This window comes from Microbacterium canaveralium, assembly GCF_047238045.1.
Classification (GTDB): Bacteria; Actinomycetota; Actinomycetes; order Actinomycetales; family Microbacteriaceae; genus Microbacterium.
Window position 1 is genome coordinate 1,672,777 of the sequence record NZ_JBDFMA010000003.1, and the last position, 16,463, is coordinate 1,689,239.

The following is a 16,463-nucleotide window of genomic DNA, read 5'->3' on the forward strand; positions in this document are numbered from 1 at the left end:
ACCCGACATCTCTCAGCCGACCTTGTGCAACCAGACCACGTGCTGGTCTTCGCCGGCGTGGCGGAAGGGTTCGAGCTCTTCGTCCCAGGCGGAGCCCAGGGCGACGTGGAGCTCGCGCTGAAGTTCGAAAGCGTCCCCGGCGGCGATATCCATCGCGTAGCGCACGCGCTCCTCGCCGATGAGGATGTTGCCGGCCGAGTCCGTCTGGGCGTAGTGGATACCGAGCCCCGGGGTGTGCATCCAGCGCCCGCCGTCGCTGCGGGGCGTGGGGTCCTCGCTGACTTCGAAGCGGAGGTGCTCCCAGCCGCGGATCGCACTCGCGAGGGCGGCGCCGGTCCCGACCGGTCCCTCCCAGTAGAACTCGGCGCGTCGGCTTCCGGTGAGCACCGGCTGATCCGCCCAGTCGAAGTTGACCGCACGGCCGAGAGCGCGTCCTACCGCCCACTCCAGGTGGGGGCACAACGCGCGCGGCGCCGAGTGGATGAGGATCACTCCGCGCGAAGACGTGGTCGCCATGGTCTCTCCTTCGTCAGGTACGTCTTCCCCTACGACCTGCGCGAGAGCGGTGGCGGCTGTTCGGTTGTCTCGGTCATTATCTCCGCTTCATAACGAAATCACAACACTGTGATTCCTCACGAGAACCAGAGCTTCCAATACAGCGCGAAATTGCGGTTGCCGTAGGAGGAACAGGAGTCCCCCGTGTCCCATCGAGCCGCGATCGCCGCGGCGTTCGGCTGGTAGGGCGTGTAGTTGTACAGGGCGGCGGTGGCGTGGTTGCGGATCTCGATGTCGGTTCCGCCGCAGTCGGGGTTCGGCGAGTACGCGATGTAATGGGTGCCGGGCTGCCGCATGAACTGCGACGCCCGGTACGCCTTGAGGTCGGTCGCGCCCTGCGCGATCTGCGCGGCGAAGCCGGCTCGACCGGGATCGCAGGGGGCGTCGTCGGGACACCGCGCGCCCATCGCGGCCCCCAGGGCCTCGGACGACGGGGCTCGGGCCGCACGACCCGACACGAGGCTCTGCTCCTTCTGCAGCGTCACCAGCAGCACTTTCGCGGAGATGCCGCAGGCGCGCTGCACGCGGTCGATGATCTGCGCCGCCGTGAGCTCGCCGCCGTCGTACGCCTCGCAGATCGTCTCGCCGGTGTCCTTCGACACGATGGCCTCGCGCGCTGGAAGCTCTGCGCGAAGCACGTTGAGGCAGGAGTCGTTAGCGCACTCGTCGATCTGGTCGTCGAGGAAGCGCTGGATGGCGTCGGCATCCATCGCGTTCCCGTCGTAGAAGTCCGCGTCGTCGATGAGGAACCCGGGGTCGAATTCGGCGAGATCGATGGACGCCTTCCGGGTCTCGACGTTCCACTCGGAGACGAGGTGTACGAGCGGGACGGTCGCCGTCACGATCAGCCCGACCACGACGGTGGCGAGGATGCCGAAGACGATCCGCCGGCGGCGAAGCTGGCGCGCGCGGGCGGGGGTGCGTCGAGGGCGGCGAGCGGCGGGGCGCCTGGTTGCGGATCGGGCTTCCGCGGGGCGTGGCCGGGGCGTTCGGGAGCGGGCGTTGGCCGACGGGGTGACGCGGCGACCTCCGTTCCCCTGCTTCGCCATGCATCGATCGTGCCGCACCGCGCTGACCGCGTGCTGGACGCGGTCGGCGCGGCGCGGCTTGCGCGGGCTCAGCTGCCGGTCGACGCGGGCGGAGTGGCACCCGGCGTGGGCGCTTCGCCGGGGGTGGGCGGGGTGGGCGCGGCGCCGTCGGTGGGCGGAGTGGGCGCTTCGCCGGGGGTGGGCGGCGTGGGCGCGGTGCCGTCGGCGGGCGGGGCGGGCGGTGTGTGCCCATCCGCGTTGGGGCCCCCGGGGTGCGCCGGTGCTCCGCCCGGGCCGCAGTCCGCCGACGTCGGCCCGTTCTCTGGTGCGGCCGGAGCCGTCCCGTCCGTCGGGGGCGTCGGCGCGGTGCCGTCACTCGGGGGCGTCGGCGCGTCGGTCGGGGCGGCGCTCGGGGCGATGGTGCCCGGACCCGTGGAGGCGCCGTCGGCGCTCGGGGCGTTCGTCGCGGCGGCCACAGTGGTGGCTGTGTTCGACTGCGCGGCCAGCGCCGCCGTGCCCCCGGTCAGTCCGAGCGCGGCGACCACCGCGGCGGTGATCACGGCCGGGCGTACCCACGACCGACGAGGCGGTTCCGGGTTCGACTCGTCGTGTCGGGGCAGGGGCAGGGTGGGGTTTTCGTCCTCGGACATGGGTTCCTCTCGTGCCGGCGAGTGTCGTCGGCGTCTGCAGATCAGCCTCGGAACCGGAACTGAAGCCGGCCTGAAGCGGTCGGGACGCGGGCGAACACCTACCGTTCGCATAAGCGGCATCCAGTGTGCGCTCGTATCGTCGGCCGGATGTCCGCCCCCGCACGCGTCCTCGTCCTCGACGACGACGAGACCATCCGTCTCGCCGTCGTCCTCGCGCTGCGCGCGGACGGGTTCGTCGCCGAGGGCGCGCCCGACGGAACCGACCTCCCGGATCGCCTCGACCGGTTCCGTCCCGACCTGGTGGTGCTGGACTGGATGATGCCCGGGCCGAGTGGCATCCGTCTGCTCCCGGTGATCCGTGCGGCGGGTGACACCGCCGTGATCATGCTCACCGCGCGGGACGAGGTGGACGATCGGCTGCGCGGGTTCGCCGAGGGCGCGGACGACTACGTGGTGAAGCCGTTCACGATGGCGGAGCTCGTGGCGCGCGCGAGCGCCGTGCTCCGCCGACGCGGGCGGCTCCCGCAGACCGTCGCCGTCGCGGACCTCGTCGTGGATGCCGATGCCGCCACCGCGCACCGGGCGGGAGCGCTGCTCGATCTCACGGCGACAGAGTTCCGTCTGCTGTGCCTGCTCGTCGAGAGCCGGGGGCGGACGCTGTCGAAGACGCAGATCCTCACGCAGGTATGGGGGTACGAGGACTACGACGTCAACCTGGTCGAGGTGCACATGAGCGCGCTGCGTCGCAAGATGGAGGCGCACGGGGAACGCCTGGTCCATACCGTGCGAGGGCTCGGCTACCGGTTGAGCGAGCGCGCATGAGCGGGACGCGGGCGCTGCGATCGGGGTCGCTGCGGCGGCGGACGATCGTCTCGGTGCTGACCCTGGTGGCGCTGCTGCTGGTCGTGCTCGCCGTCATCGTCGATGTGGCCCTCGGCGCTCGCCTACGCGGGCAGATCGAGGACCGCCTCCGGGACCGCACGGCCGCGACCGCGTCGCTGGTGGGGATCGTGGATGCCACGGAGCTCGCCGATCGCCTCTCGGCTCAAGGGTTGGCGGTGCGCATCGACGAGGCCGGCGGCGATTCGGTCGTCGCGGGTCCGAGTCCCGAGCAGCTTCGCGGGGGTCCGGCGGGCCCGCCGGGTGGTCCGCGCGGCAACGAGACCCCGGCGACGGCGACGCCGGGCGCCGTGACGGTCACGGCCTCCGAGCTCAGCGGCGACGCCGACCTCGTGACCCTGCGGTCGACACTCAGTGACGGATCGACGCTGACGCTCACCGCGTCCGCCGCGGGCGTCGGCGAAACGCTCGCACAGGTGCGCTGGATCATGGCGGGCGCGTCCGTCGTCGTGCTGCTTCTCGCGGCGGGCGCGGTCATCCTCGTGGTGCGCGCGACACTGCGTCCGCTCGACGAGGTGTCCGACGTCGCGCGCGCGATCGGAGCCGGAGAGCGAGATCGGCGCCTCCGGCCGACTCATCCCGACACCGAGATCGGACGCGTCGCCACGGCCCTGGACGACATGCTCGACGACGTGGTCGGTGCCGAAGTCGCGGCGCGGGCCGCGGAGGAGCGCCTGCGAGCGTTTCTTTCCGATGCCGCACACGAACTCCGAACGCCGGTCGCCGGCATCCGGGCCGCCGCCGACACCCTCGTGCGCGCTGAACTCGACGGCCCGGAGCGCGAGATGCTCGCCGGTCACGTGGTGCGCGAGGCGACGCGCGCGTCGCGGCTCGTCGACGATCTGCTCCTCATGGCCCGCGTCGATCGGGGTCTCGAGCTGTCGCTCGCGGACACCGATCTGCGTGACGTCGTGGCCGCCGAGGTCGACCGGGCGCGTCTCGTCCATCCTGAGCTGACGGTGCGAACGGATCTCCCGGGTGCGGCGGTCTCGGTGGCGATCGATCGGGATCGAATCGCGCAGGTGCTGTCGAACCTCGTCGAGAACGCCGCGCGCGTCACCGCGGGACGCGGACGTGTGGTGCTCGGCATCCACTCGTCCGGGAACGACATCGAGGTGCGCGTGCACGACGACGGTCCCGGTGTCGCCGCGAGGGAGCGCGAGCGGATCTTTGATCGCCTCGTCCGGCTCGACCCGTCCCGCGGAGGTTCCGGTGGCGTCGGACTCGGCCTGCCGATCGCGCGCGGCATCGCCCGGGCGCACGGGGGCGACGTGGCGTGCGTGCCCGCCGAGAGCGGAGCACTGTTCGCGCTCCGGCTCCCGCGGTCCGCGATCCGCCCGGCTCAGCGTCCCGGGCGCGCGGGTGTGGGACGGACGGGCGTGGTCTGAGGCGAGGCGACGCCCGACCCGGTCAGCGTCAAGCCGTCGGCGCCGCTGGCGTCGTGCATCATCTGATCGACGAGCTCGCGGTCGATCGCCGGTTCCCGTCCGCCGTAGAACTGCAGCACGAGCGCGTTCGAGGCGTGGATCCACAGACTGGCCTGACGCACCCCCTCGTTCACGGGCAGTTGGAGCATGAAGCCCTCGTTGCGGCGCAGCTTGTTCATGATCACGATGCGCAGGTGCGCGAGCAGTCGGTCATCGATGTCGAACGTCGCACGGTCGCGATAAATGAGGCGTCCCACGGCAGGTCCTTTTCTGGCGCGCCGAAGCGTACCGGTTGAGCAAAGGGCGGGACCACGCCGGGAAGCGAGGCAATGCGGGGACAACCATTGTGCCATCTCGAAGCGTTCGGGAACGGCCTCAGCGCTTTCCAAGCGACGGCGGATACGGTTCTCCTCACCATCGACGACCCACGAGAGAGAATCCCCCGTGAGCCTTCCCCGCACCTCCCCCGACCAGGAGGGCCGATCTTCGAGCCCCCTCGTTTCGAGAGGGGGTGAGATCCGATGCTCGCTGCTGTCCTGACGCTGCTCGTCGGCGTCGTCGTGACGCTGGCGATCATCGCCGCCTGCGGCTTCTTCGTCGCACAGGAGTTCGCGTACATGTCCGTCGATCGGGCGCGCTTGGCGGCGCGCGCCGAGAAGGGCGACGTGCAGGCGAAGCGTGTGCTCGCGATCACGCAGCGCACGTCGTTCATGCTGTCGGGCGCGCAGCTGGGCATCACCGTCACGGGCCTTCTGATCGGCTACGTGGCCGAGCCGCTCATCGGGGCCTCGATCGGGACCCTGCTCGGCGGCGCGGGCGTCGACCCCGGCGTGTCGATCGCGATCGGGACGGTTGCGGCGCTCCTGCTCGCGACCATCGTGACGATGATCTTCGGTGAGCTATACCCGAAGAACCTCGCCATCGCGAACCCCGAGCCGCTCGCCCGGGCGCTCGCGGTGCCCACCCGCATCTACCTGCTCGCCTTCGGCTGGCTGATCACCGTGTTCGACGTCGCCGCCAACGCGCTGCTGCGCCTGGCGCGCATCGAGCCGCTGGAAGACGTCGACGAGAGCGCGACCGCGCGCGATCTGGAAGCGATCGTCGAGGAATCCCGCGCGAGCGGCGACCTGCCCGACGACCTCTCGATGATCATCGACCGCATCCTCGACTTCCCCCGGCGGGACGTCGAACACGCCATGATCCCCCGGTCGCACGTCGACTCGGTCCGTCCCGACACCACCGTCGGCGAGGTGCGGACGCTCATGGCCACCGGGCACACGCGCTACCCCGTGATCGGTGACGAAGACTCCCCCGTGGGAGTCGTCGAGCTCATCGACGTCCTCCGCGAGAAGCCGGATGCCGATACCCCGGTGTCGTCGGTCATGCGTCCGGCCGTCGTCCTTCCGACGTCGATGCTTCTGCCCGTCGCCCTCGACCGCATGCGCCGCAGCCGCAACGAGCTCGCGTGCGTGGTGGACGAGTACGGCAACTTCGATGGCATCCTCACGATCGAAGATCTCACGGAGGAAGTGATCGGCGAGCTGTCCGATGAGCACGACGTCGAGGTCGACGAGGTGGCCTCCATGGGCGAGGCCGCGTGGACCGTTCCCGGTGACCTGCACCTCGACGAACTGGAACGACTGATCGGGTACGACCTCGCGGACGGCGACGTCGAGACCGCCGCCGGCCTCGTGATCGACACCCACGGCGACCTCCCCGTCGTCGGCGCGGTCGTCCGGGTCGACCTGCCCGAACGGGCCGGCGAGGTGGTCCAGGGAATGCACGTGGATCGCTGGCTCGACATCGAGGTCATCGAGGTCGACCGGCACGTCCCGTCGCAGCTCGTCGTGCGTCTGCGCGAGAGGGACCGGGATGTCGACCCGGTCGAAGCCGCCGATGAGGAGGTGGCCCGATGAGCTGGTGGGTCGTCACCCTGATCACCGCGGCGCTCATCGTCGCGAGCGCGTTCTTCGTGATCGTCGAGTTCGCGCTGCTCGCCGCCCGCCGTCACCGGCTGGAAGAGGAGGCGGCGACCAGCGCCTCCGCGCGTGCGGCCCTGCGAGGAGTCAATGAGCTGACGGTCATGCTCGCGTTCGCGCAGCTCGGAATCACGGCCTGCACGTTCCTGCTCGGCGCGATCACGAAGCCGGCGATCGACTACGCCCTGGCGCCCGTCCTCGCGCAGTGGGGTCTGCCCGCCGTGCTCGCCGACGTGATCGCCTTCCTGCTGGCGCTGATCGTCGTGACGTTCCTGCACCTCGTCATCGGCGAGATGGCACCGAAGTCGTGGGCGATCGCGCACCCCGAGACGGCGGCGAAGGCCACCGGCATCCTGGCCCGCGCGATGACGTGGCCGCTGCGCCCGTTCCTTCTGTGGATCAACCGCATCGCGAACCGTCTCGTGCGCGCGTCCGGCGTCGAGCCGGTGGACAAGGCGGCGGCCGGCGGGCAGGACGCCGACACGATCCGCGAGCTCGTCGCGCACTCGCGGCGCGCGGGCACCCTCGACGAGCAGTACTCGGGGCCCATCGCCCAGGCCATCGAGATGGGCACGGTCACGGTCGGCGATATCGTCCGCACCGACCGGACGCCGACGGCGGTTCCGGCGGATGCCACGGCGGCCGACGTGCAGGCGGCGGCCGCGGCATCCACGCACCTCCGGATCCTCGTCGGAGCCGGTGCCTCGGCGCGTGTCGCGCACGTCCGCGACACGCTCGACGCAGCCCCCACGACGCCCGCGGCGGCGATCGCGCGCGATGCGCTCGTCCTTGCCCCGGACACCTCGGCGTACGACGCTCTCGGCCGCATGCGCCGTGGCCGCGTGCAGCTGGCGACGGTGGTGGACGGCGAGCGGCTGCTCGGCGTCGTGACCCTCGATGACCTGCTCACGCGGATCCTGCCCGGGGCGGGACAGGTGGCGGACGCCGCGCGCTGAGCGCTCCGTGCCCCTCACCGCAGATACGCGTCGACGAGCAGCGGACCCCGGATGCCGCGGAACGTCTCGACCAGCCGGTCGAGCGCTCCGCGGTTCCAGGCCGTGAGCTGCAGATCGTGGGGGCCGAGGGGCTCGAGCCTGCCGGTGCGCAGGCGGACGACCTCCCAGCCGATGGCGCGGAGGGCGCGGTCTTTGCGGCGGTCGGCCTGCTCGCGTCGGCCGACGTGCTCGAGCCCGTGCCGCCCGATCGAGTCGTACTCGACGGCGATGCGCAGCTCGGGGAGCACGAGGTCGGGCCAGATCTCGAGGTGCTGGAAGAACGGCCGGGCCGCGCGGACCGCGTTCACCCCCTCGGTGAGGGCGAAGCGACCGAACAGGTCTGCGCGGAGGCGGTCTTCGACCGCGGAAGCCGGTCGGGGGGCGCAGACCGAGACGAACGCGTCACCGGGGGGTAGCTCCGGTGTCTTCTCGCACACCGGCGGGGCCTTGCGCGGCCGTCGCGCGCGCAGCACGGCGGCTTTCGGCGGTGAGGGGTCGTCGACGGACTCGCGCATCGGCAACGCCACGACCCGGGTCGGCGCGGCGAGTTCGCTGCACTCCGGACACCACGCGCTGCGCCGCCGCTCGCGGCCCGGCCGGAGCCGCTGCTCGGTCGGTGTGGCCGCGAACCGATGCCCGGAGTCGCACTGCCACAGCAGCAGCACGTCCGCGGCGGGCGGCACTTGACTCAGCGCGATCCCCGCATTGAGGTCGGGGTGGTACTGACGGATCAGCGCCGGGAATGCGGCCCACGCCTCGCGGTATGCCCCGACCGCGTACGGCACGTCAGCACCCTTCGACCACTGCCGCCGGGCCCACCACGCTTCGACTCGCTCCGCCACGCGAAGACGGTAGCGGCGACCACCGACACCGGGTCTCAGTCGTCCCAGCGGTCAGCGGCATCCCCGTCATCCGCCCGATCCCACGCGAGCCGGAAGCCGCACTCCCGGCACTCGTCGGCGTCGATGCCCTCGTCGATGAGCGGGTGCATCGTGATGCCGCACGACGGACAGATCGGCTGCGCGCCGTCGTCGGGGTAGTCGGGGTAGCTCATGGTCACTCCGCTCGGGTCCGGCCCCACCCATCGCGGGTGCCCTCGACGAGAACGTTCCTGGCCCGCGGCGTGTTCCCGTCGTGCGCCCCCCGCCCGGACGTCGGACGCGAGATCACTCGCGTTTCCCGAGATGACCCGCCCTCGTCTGGAATGGCGGGTCATGTCGGCGAAGGGCGGTGATCTCGGCGGCGGGCGCCGGCCGCGCCTCAGCCCCGCGCGCCGGCCGCGGCCAGCTCTGCGCGCGTGCGGGCGCCGTGCTTCCGGAGGAGGTTCGCGACGTGGAACTTGACGGTGTTCACGCTGATGCCGAGTCCTTCGGCGATCTCGCGATTGCCCACGCCGGTCGCCACGAGCCGCAGGACGTCGCGTTCGCGTTGCGTGAGGTCGGAGTCGGCCGCCGCTTCGGCCGAGCGCGGCGACGGGTCCAGCGGGAGCGAGATGTCGAGGGTGGAACCCCATCCCGGTGTGGACGCGATCGCGAGGTTCCCCTCGAGGGCGACGACTCGCTCCGCGATCGGACGTACGGCGTCGTCGTGCGCGCCGAGGGTGCCGGCTCCGTCGTCGCGCAGCTGCATGAGGAGATTCCGCCCGTCGCAGTCCCACTGGATGCGAACGCGGCGCGCCTCGCCGTCGTCGACGAGCGCCAGCACGGCGGTGCGCACGATCGCCCGCGCGCTGTGCGCGACGTCGCCGGGGAGTGCGCGACCGGTGGTGGGCGGTTCGACGAACTGCACGTCGAGGTCGCCGAACCGCACGAGGGGCCGCAGATCGGCGCGCAGGCGCGAGAACGCACCGGTCACCGGCTCGAGCAGGGTGCTGCGCTGCCGGTCGGTCGCGGTGCGCAGCTCGATGAGGGCGGCGGAGGCGATCTCGACGGCTTCGGCGCGGGCGGCCGCGTCCGACAGACGCCCGGAGCGGAGTGCCGCGAGGATCGACTCGAGCGTCAGGGCGTGACGGTCGGCCTGGTCCGCGACGGTGCGGGCGTGCTCGGACGCGGCCGTGCGGCTCGCGTGGATCTCTCCGTCTGTCGCCATGCGCTCGAACCTACTCGTCCTACCCGAAAGAGCGGTCCCACCCGATCGGATGGGGATGCCGCCTGGCCGGGCAGCAGCGGATGCCGCGGATCACGACGAGCATCGAGCCATGCCCCCCACCACGATCGCGGACGCCCTCGGCACCATCGGCAGCGAACTGCAGGACGTCGTGTCGGCTCTCCGCCACGCCGATCCCGTGCCGTTCGAGAGCGCGCTCCTGCTCCTGAGCGATGCCGACCGGGTGTTCGTGCACGGCGCCGGCCGATCCGGGTTGGCACTGCGCTCGACGGCCATGCGCCTCATGCACCTGGGACTCACCGTGCACGTCGTCGGCGAGGTCACGACCCCGGCGATTCGCCGCGGTGACCTCCTCCTCGTGGCGAGCGGTTCGGGCACGACCGGGGGCATCGTGCAGGCAGCGCGGACCGCGGCCGAGGCCGGAGCGCGCGTGCTCGCCGTGTCGACCACCGATTCGTCGCCGCTGTCCGACCTCGCGGACACCACCGTCGTCATCCCGGCGGCGACGAAGACGGATCGGTCCGGCACGGCATCCGTCCAGTACGCCGGAAGCCTCTTCGAGCAGGCGGTCGCGCTCCTCGGCGACGCCGTCTTCCATGCCCTGTGGCAGCGCAGCGGTCGATCCGCCGACGACCTGTGGCCCCGCCACGCGAATCTCGAATGACCCGCGCCGGAGACCCGGCGGCACACCCCACTGAAAGGACATCCCCCATGCAGCTCCAATTCGCCATGGACACCCTGACCACCGAGCACGCGCTCGACCTCGCGGGCAAGGCCGCACCCTACGTCGACGTCCTCGAGCTCGGCACCCCGCTGATCAAGAGCGCCGGCCTCTCGGCGATCACCGCGGTCAAGCAGGCTCACCCCGACAAGATCGTCTTCGCCGATCTCAAGACGATGGATGCCGGCGAGCTCGAGGCAGACATGGCCTTCCAGGCCGGAGCCGACCTGGTGACCGTGCTCGGCGTCGCCGGTGACAGCACGATCGCCGGTGCCGTGAAGGCCGCGAAGGCGCACGGCAAGGGCGTCGTCGTCGACCTCATCGGGGTGCCCGACAAGGCCGCTCGTGCGAAGGAGGTCACCGCGCTCGGCGTCGAGTTCGTCGAGATGCACGCGGGACTCGATGAGCAGGCCGAGGACGGCTTCACGTTCGAGACGCTGCTGCGCGACGGCGAGGCATCCGGTGTCGCGTTCTCGGTCGCCGGAGGCATCACCGCCGGCACCGTGCGCGCCGTGCAGGAGTCCGGCGCCCGGATCGCCGTCGCCGGCAGCGCGATCTACAGCGCGGACGACGTCGCCGCCGCGGCCGCCGAGATCCGCGCCGCGATCACCGCGGCTTGATCCGTTCGAACCGAAACGGGGGCTCGGCGCCGAAAGGTGCCGGGCCCCCGTCGCTCGTTCGGGCCTCTGCGGCTGGGCCGCGGGAGTAGGGCGGGTGGGACTTGAACCCACGATCGTCGGGTTATGAGCCCGCTGCCTTGACCAGCTTGGCCACCGCCCCTCGCGGTTCCCGAGCCTACCGGCATCCCTCCCCGGCCGTGCGGCCGTGCTTCGAGCGCCGAGGACACACGATCCGGCCGAAAGCGCACGCCCGGGCCGTCCCCGACGTGTGTCGTCGACCCGAACGTGTGCCTTCGACCGATCGTGAGCGCGGGACGGACTCGGGTCAGTGGACGCGCGGCTTCTTCGGCTTGCCGTCGGCCGTCAGCTGCGGGTGGTGGCGGGTCAGCTGGATGACGCCCCACGTGGCGATCGCGCCGGCGATGACGAAGCCGATCAGCGCCCACGCGGGGGCCGTCGACGCCTCACCGAGCACCGAGAGGCCGATGAGCACGGCGACGATCGGGTCGATCACGGTGAGACCGGCGATCACGAGGTCGGGCGGACCGACCGAGTACGCGGTCTGCACGAAGTAGGCCCCCACGGCGACCGCGGCCAGCAGCGCCACGACGCACAGCAACGTCAGCCACTCGAAGTTGCCGGCCTGGATGCGGCTGATGATGACCTTCGCCAACGTCGCGACGAAACCGTAGATCACGCCCGCGGCCATGATGTAGAACAGCGCCTGCGCGCGACGCCGCACGAGGAACCAGAACACCCCGAACACGACGACGACCACGGCCAGGATGCCGAGGATGATCAGCAGCTCGCGCGAGGTGACGACGTGCTCGGTGGCGAAGAACGCCGCGATCGTGACGAAGATGAAGATGCCGCCGACACAGGCGGCGATCGCGATGAGCGACTGCCGCGTGGGTTTGTGGTGGGTGACGCGGGCGTTGAGGATCGTCGTGATCACGAGCGCGATCGCGCCCAGGGGCTGCACGAGGATGAGCGGCGCGACGGACAGTGCCGCGAGCTGACACACGATCGCGAGACCGAGCATGACCGTGCCGGCGACCCACGACGGGCGCGTGAGCAGCGACGTCATCTGCGAACGCGACAGTCCGCCCGTCGTCTTGCCGGACAGGCGCTCCACCTTCTGCACGCCCCGGTGCTGATACTGCGCGCCGAACGACATGAAAACCGCGCCCAGCAGCGCCAACGGGATACCGAGCAGAATGCGGGGATCGCGGAAGACGCCTACGAGCTGATCGATACCGTCGGTGAGGGAGACATCGAGCGGAATCACCCTCCGACGATAGCCGCCGCATCGCCGCATAGGCTGGTGACGTGGCCGTTCTCGCTATCCGCATCATGGGCGATCCCGTGCTGCACGCCCCCGCTTCCCCTGTCGACGAGATCACCGACGACATCCGCACCCTCGTCGCCGACATGTTCGAGACGATGGATGCCGCTCCCGGCGTGGGCCTTGCCGCCCCCCAGGTCGGCGTTGGCCTGCGGATCTTCACGTACTCGTACGAGGACGACGAGGGCGAGCCGTGGCGCGGTGTCGTCATCAACCCCGAGCTGTGGATCCGTCCGCTCGAACCGGGCTACCCCGACCCCGATGAGGAGTCGGAAGGATGCCTGTCGTTCCCCGGCGAGCGGTTCCCGCTGCGTCGATCCGATGCGGCGCTGCTGACCGGCGTCGACCTCGACGGAGCGCCGGTGCGCATCGAGGTCTCGGGGTGGCGTGCTCGCATCCTGCAGCACGAGTTCGATCACCTCGACGGCGTGTTGTACGTCGACCGTCTGGACGAGGAAGACAGCCGCGCCGTCGCGAAGATCGCGAAGAAGCGCAAGTGGGGGAAGCCCGGCGCATCCTGGATGCCGGGCGTCGACGACATCGACGCGTGACGGGCTTCAGTACAGTCCGCGTGCCTGCAGCTCCTGCTGAAGGATGGGCGCGAGACGCTCGGCGAACGCCGGCGTCAGATGCGTCTCGTCGTACCGCACGGGGGTGTCTCCGGCGAAAGCCGGGCAGACGTTCTGCCAGCACGTGAACGGCAGCGCGCTGATCGCGTTGTTCCCCGTGGCCGCGGCTTCGGCCTCGGTGGCCGACTCCATCTGGGTCCACACGTCGTCCACGGCGGCGAGGCACGCGGACGGCCCGGTCACGGGGGAATAGCACCGGTCGAGGTCGGCGCCGTGGGGCGGCGGTGACAGGAAGACCGTGCGGCCGGGTGGTGCCCAGGCCCCGACCTCGGCGAACGTCGCCGTGGCCAGTTGCGCGGCGTCGAGCGACGCTCCGCCCACCGCCGTCCCGAGCGTGAACGCGTTGGACACGATCACGAGATCGGCCGGGTCGGCCGCGACCATCGCCCGCACCTGCTCCTTGCGCGCCGCGCAGTTGGCTGCGACCGCCGGATCACGGGTCTCGATCATGACGTCGGTGAAGCGGCATCCGTACATTCCGACCGTCGTCGCGCGCCACGCTCCCCCGCTCTGCTCGGCGAGGGCCGCGATCGTCGGCGCGTACGCCATCGCACTGGAGTCACCGACGAGATAGAGATGGTGGGATGCCGACGGGTCGCCGAACGTGCAGCGTCCGGGGTCGGGCGTGGCATCCGGCGTGAAGCAGTCGTGGGCACGGTTGTCGGAGGACGACTCGCGGATGACCTCGTCGAGTCCTGGATGCAGTTCCGGCCAGGCGTCGGCGCTCACGGCCGCGGCGAGCTGCGCCTGCAGCGTGGGCAGCGCGTCGGCGACTTCGGCCGGGTCGGGCGCGGCGACGGTTGTGATGCCGGGCAGCTGCAGGACCGGCGCACCGTAGGTCACGAAGACGGACAGCACCGTTGCTCCCGCCCCGATGGTGAGCACGGCGGCGGCCAGCCCGATGCGGGCCGAGAAGCGCTCGCGCCACGCGGCCCAGGTGAGCGGACGCGAAGGCGGAGCCGTCTCGGCGGCGGGCTCGGGCTGCGGATCGGGCGCGGTGGCGCTCGCGTGGTCGAGCGCGGCGGCGGGGACCGGCGCGGGCTCTGGCAGCGCCGAGGTCACGTGTTCCGGCTCCGGCAGCGCCGGGGTCACGTCCTCCGCCGGCCGTGGACGCGCGCCCGGGTAGTAGCGCTGGCCGGGCACCCATCCGGCAGGTCGGGATGCCAGCGCCGCCGGCCGAGCGACCGGTGCCGGCTCCGGCGCGACAGAGACGGGTTCGGAAGCGGCCGGGTTCTCCTCCGCGGCGGGGCGATGGCGCTCGAGCCACGGCGACCGGTGGATGGGCTGCTCGAGGCCCAGGTAGGTGGCGACCGTCAGCACGACCGTGGCGAGGAGCACGATCGGCATCCACGCGGGTCCGGCGGGCAGAAGGACGCCCGCGAACACGATCACGGGGAGGTGCCAGAGGTAGAGCGAGTACGAGACGTTGCCGACGGCCACGCTGAGGGGGTTCGTCAACGGGAAGAGATGCCGATGGCGCGGGTCTCCCCCGATACCGGCGGCGACGACCAGGGCGGCGCCCGTCACCGGCAGGGCAGCCCACGGTGCCGGGAACGGCGACGTGGGGTCGATGACGACGAACGCGGCGACGACGGCGCCGACGCCGGCCCAGGCGAGCAGGACACGCAATGTCGCCGGCAGCCGTCCCAGGACGGGCGCGAGCGCAGCGAGGGCGGCTCCGACGCCGAGCTCCCCCACGCGGGCGAGGGTCGAGAAGTACGCGCCGGTCGGGTCGCTCGCGGTCAACTGCACAGCGGCGACGGCGGAGGCGGCGACGAGGACGATCGCCACCCCGCCGACGAGCCAACGCCCCCCGACGCCCCGGCGGGAGGTGCGCGGGAGCAGCGCGATCACGACGAGGAGCAGCAGCGGCCACACGAGCGAGAACTGCTCTTCGATGGACAGCGACCAGAAATGCTGCAGCGGCGAGACGTCGGTGGAGGAGAAGTAGTCGCGCCCCTGGAGACCGAACCGCCAGTTCGACACGAGCCCCAGCGCGGACAGGGCGTCACCGAGCGTCTGTTCCGCGCGGGTCTGGTGGAAGAGGGCGAACCCCAGTGCCACGACGGTCGACAGCACGAGCAGTGCGGCCGGGAGCAGCCGCCGGATGCGTCGAGCGAAGAAGGCGCGCAGATCGATCGTCCCGGTGGCCGCGAGATCACGGAGCAGGATGCCGGTGACGAGGAACCCCGACACGACGAAGAACACGTCGACCCCCGCGAAACCGCCGGTCGGCCATCCCGTGAGATGGCTCGCCACGACGCCGAGAACGGCCAACGCCCGAAGCCCCTGGAGGTCGAGGCGGGTACGGCGGGGAACGACGGGCACGGGCGGGGCTTCCTCTCGGGTCGCGCAAGACGACCACAGAGAGCTTAATGGAACCGCTCCCAGTGTGCCCTTCGGGATCGTGGAAAGAGCGCGTGTCGTGCGGGAGTCGCCGCTCAGCCGACCTCGAAGCTGTGGATGGCGAGGTCGTCACTCAGCGCCTCGCTCATGATGCGCCCGCGGACGCTCGTGCCCTGCTCATCGAGCGGCGGGCTCACGGTCGCGGCGCCGAGTCGTCCCGGGGCCGACAGGACGATCGCGCCGGACACGCTCGATTTCGCCGGGATGCCGACCGCTCGCATCCACCGACCCGATCCGTCGTAGACGCCGCACGTCGCCATCACGGAAACGACGTCACGAGCCACACGACGCGGGACGACGCGCTCGCCCGTGCGCGGGTTGAGCCCACCGAAGGCGAGCGTGGCGCCCATGACCGCGAGGGTCTCTGTGTCGACGAGGGTCGCGCACGCGCGGGCGTACACGGCGACCGCGTCGTCGGCGCTCGGCGTGAGTGTGCCCTCGGCCCGCATGAGGTGGGCGAGCGCGTGATTGCGATCGCCGAGCAGGTGCTCGTTGTGGGCGACGTCATCGTCGACGTCAAGGGTCCGTCCGGCGAAGGCGGAGAGCCCCCGGGCGATGCGGTCGGCTCGCGCCTCCGCGTCCGAGCCGTCGACGAGAGAGGCCGTCAGCAGCGCACCGGCGTTCACCATCGGGTTCGGCGGACGCCCGGTGTCGCTCTCGAGCTTCAGTGCGTCGAAGGCCTCGCCGGTCGGCTCGATGCCGACGCGGTCCAGCGCCTCGCCGTCGGTGTCGAGGAGCGCAAGGGCGAAGAGGAACGGTTTGACCGCCGACTGGAGACTGAACGTCACATCGCAGCCGGTGCTCGTCCGCGCCGTGCCGTCGGGCAGCACGAGCGCGATGGCGACCAGGTCCGGATCGGCCTCGGCCAGCTGCGGGATGCTGTCGTCCACCCTCCCGCCGCGTTCGTCGCGCACACGTGCGCGCAGCGCTTCGAGGTCGTACCGGCGGGGGTCCGAGGGCGGGTTCACTCCCCCACCCTCGCAGTGATCGGTCGCATCGGACACCGTCCGGCCCCTCGCGGGTCCCCGATGTGCAAAGGGGACGGGCGAGCGCGCGACTCTCGGAAGGGCGCGCGGACGGCGTGTGAAGCACCGAAACTTTC

Annotated in this window: 17 protein-coding genes and 1 tRNA gene; 7 read left to right on the forward strand and 11 right to left on the reverse strand. The window is 71.4% G+C overall.

The genetic code is table 11. The features are described 5' to 3' along the window. Positions 1 to 12: 12 nt before the first annotated feature. The 3 genes from ABC271_RS08950 to ABC271_RS08960 all read right to left on the reverse strand — a co-directional run bounded on the left by ABC271_RS08950 (position 13) and on the right by ABC271_RS08960 (position 2,233). Entirely contained in the window at positions 13 to 516 is a 504-nt protein-coding gene (locus tag ABC271_RS08950) for a DUF3145 domain-containing protein (protein ID WP_412924533.1), read from the reverse strand. A 116-nt stretch (positions 517 to 632) separates the two neighbouring features. Continuing rightward, positions 633 to 1,604, reverse strand: coding sequence for a hypothetical protein (locus ABC271_RS08955; RefSeq protein WP_412924534.1), 972 nt, complete (start codon positions 1,602 to 1,604; stop codon positions 633 to 635). Positions 1,605 to 1,672: 68 nt separating this feature from the next. Further along, positions 1,673 to 2,233, reverse strand: a complete 561-nt coding sequence (locus ABC271_RS08960; RefSeq protein WP_412924535.1) for a hypothetical protein — start codon at positions 2,231 to 2,233, stop codon at positions 1,673 to 1,675. Between the two features lie 147 nt (positions 2,234 to 2,380). On the opposite strand from ABC271_RS08960, the gene ABC271_RS08965 reads away from it, so the two are divergent. Together ABC271_RS08965 and ABC271_RS08970 are read left to right on the forward strand one after the other, a co-directional pair. Beyond that, positions 2,381 to 3,055 (forward strand): response regulator transcription factor, encoded by a 675-nt coding sequence (locus ABC271_RS08965; RefSeq protein WP_412924536.1) that lies wholly within the window; start codon positions 2,381 to 2,383, stop codon positions 3,053 to 3,055. Continuing rightward, positions 3,052 to 4,521: a sensor histidine kinase gene (locus ABC271_RS08970; RefSeq protein WP_412924537.1), complete on the forward strand. Its 1,470-nt coding sequence runs from the start codon at positions 3,052 to 3,054 to the stop codon at positions 4,519 to 4,521. The genes ABC271_RS08965 and ABC271_RS08970 overlap by 4 nt, the downstream gene beginning before the upstream one ends. Here ABC271_RS08970 and ABC271_RS08975 read toward each other — a convergent pair. Continuing rightward, complete coding sequence (locus tag ABC271_RS08975; protein WP_412924538.1) at positions 4,476 to 4,817, reverse strand: DUF7882 family protein; 342 nt, start codon at positions 4,815 to 4,817, stop codon at positions 4,476 to 4,478. The genes ABC271_RS08970 and ABC271_RS08975 overlap by 46 nt on opposite strands. A 264-nt stretch (positions 4,818 to 5,081) precedes the next feature. Between ABC271_RS08975 and ABC271_RS08980 the strand changes: the two genes are divergently transcribed. Next, positions 5,082 to 6,476, forward strand: coding sequence for a hemolysin family protein (locus ABC271_RS08980; protein WP_412924539.1), 1,395 nt, complete (start codon positions 5,082 to 5,084; stop codon positions 6,474 to 6,476). Beyond that, a complete protein-coding gene (locus tag ABC271_RS08985) occupies positions 6,473 to 7,495 on the forward strand; it encodes a CNNM domain-containing protein (protein ID WP_412924540.1) in 1,023 nt (340 codons plus the stop codon). The genes ABC271_RS08980 and ABC271_RS08985 overlap by 4 nt, the downstream gene beginning before the upstream one ends. 14 nt (positions 7,496 to 7,509) lie before the next feature. On the opposite strand, the gene ABC271_RS08990 is transcribed toward ABC271_RS08985, so the two are convergent. From ABC271_RS08990 to ABC271_RS09000, 3 genes are all read right to left on the reverse strand, one after another. Continuing rightward, positions 7,510 to 8,376, reverse strand: a complete 867-nt coding sequence (locus ABC271_RS08990) for a zinc-ribbon domain-containing protein (RefSeq protein WP_412924542.1) — start codon at positions 8,374 to 8,376, stop codon at positions 7,510 to 7,512. 35 nt (positions 8,377 to 8,411) lie between these two features. Beyond that, entirely contained in the window at positions 8,412 to 8,588 is a 177-nt protein-coding gene (locus ABC271_RS08995) for a TFIIB-type zinc ribbon-containing protein (RefSeq protein ID WP_412924543.1), read from the reverse strand. 206 nt (positions 8,589 to 8,794) lie between these two features. Continuing rightward, positions 8,795 to 9,622 carry a helix-turn-helix transcriptional regulator gene (locus ABC271_RS09000; protein ID WP_412924544.1) on the reverse strand — a complete coding sequence of 276 codons (828 nt, stop codon included), beginning with the start codon at positions 9,620 to 9,622 and terminating at the stop codon, positions 8,795 to 8,797. 109 nt (positions 9,623 to 9,731) lie between these two features. On the opposite strand from ABC271_RS09000, the gene hxlB reads away from it, so the two are divergent. Together hxlB and hxlA are read left to right on the forward strand one after the other, a co-directional pair. Then, positions 9,732 to 10,304, forward strand: coding sequence for a 6-phospho-3-hexuloisomerase (gene hxlB / locus ABC271_RS09005; RefSeq protein WP_412924545.1), 573 nt, complete (start codon positions 9,732 to 9,734; stop codon positions 10,302 to 10,304). A 47-nt stretch (positions 10,305 to 10,351) separates the two neighbouring features. Next, positions 10,352 to 10,981: a 3-hexulose-6-phosphate synthase gene (gene hxlA / locus ABC271_RS09010; RefSeq protein WP_412924546.1), complete on the forward strand. Its 630-nt coding sequence runs from the start codon at positions 10,352 to 10,354 to the stop codon at positions 10,979 to 10,981. 86 nt (positions 10,982 to 11,067) lie between these two features. On the opposite strand, the gene ABC271_RS09015 is transcribed toward hxlA, so the two are convergent. After that, positions 11,068 to 11,141, reverse strand: a tRNA-Ile gene (locus ABC271_RS09015). Between the two features lie 165 nt (positions 11,142 to 11,306). Next, on the reverse strand, positions 11,307 to 12,269 hold the full coding sequence (locus tag ABC271_RS09020; RefSeq protein ID WP_412924547.1) for a DMT family transporter: 963 nt from the start codon (positions 12,267 to 12,269) through the stop codon (positions 11,307 to 11,309). Between the two features lie 41 nt (positions 12,270 to 12,310). Here ABC271_RS09020 and def point away from each other — a divergent pair, with 41 nt between their 5' ends. Continuing rightward, on the forward strand, positions 12,311 to 12,877 hold the full coding sequence (gene def, locus ABC271_RS09025) for a peptide deformylase (protein ID WP_412924548.1): 567 nt from the start codon (positions 12,311 to 12,313) through the stop codon (positions 12,875 to 12,877). Positions 12,878 to 12,883: 6 nt separating this feature from the next. On the opposite strand, the gene ABC271_RS09030 is transcribed toward def, so the two are convergent. Both ABC271_RS09030 and glsA read right to left on the reverse strand, forming a co-directional pair. Continuing rightward, positions 12,884 to 15,283, reverse strand: a complete 2,400-nt coding sequence (locus tag ABC271_RS09030) for an acyltransferase family protein (protein WP_412924549.1) — start codon at positions 15,281 to 15,283, stop codon at positions 12,884 to 12,886. A gap of 113 nt (positions 15,284 to 15,396) precedes the next feature. Next, complete coding sequence (glsA, locus tag ABC271_RS09035; protein WP_412924550.1) at positions 15,397 to 16,329, reverse strand: glutaminase A; 933 nt, start codon at positions 16,327 to 16,329, stop codon at positions 15,397 to 15,399. Positions 16,330 to 16,463: the final 134 nt, after the last annotated feature.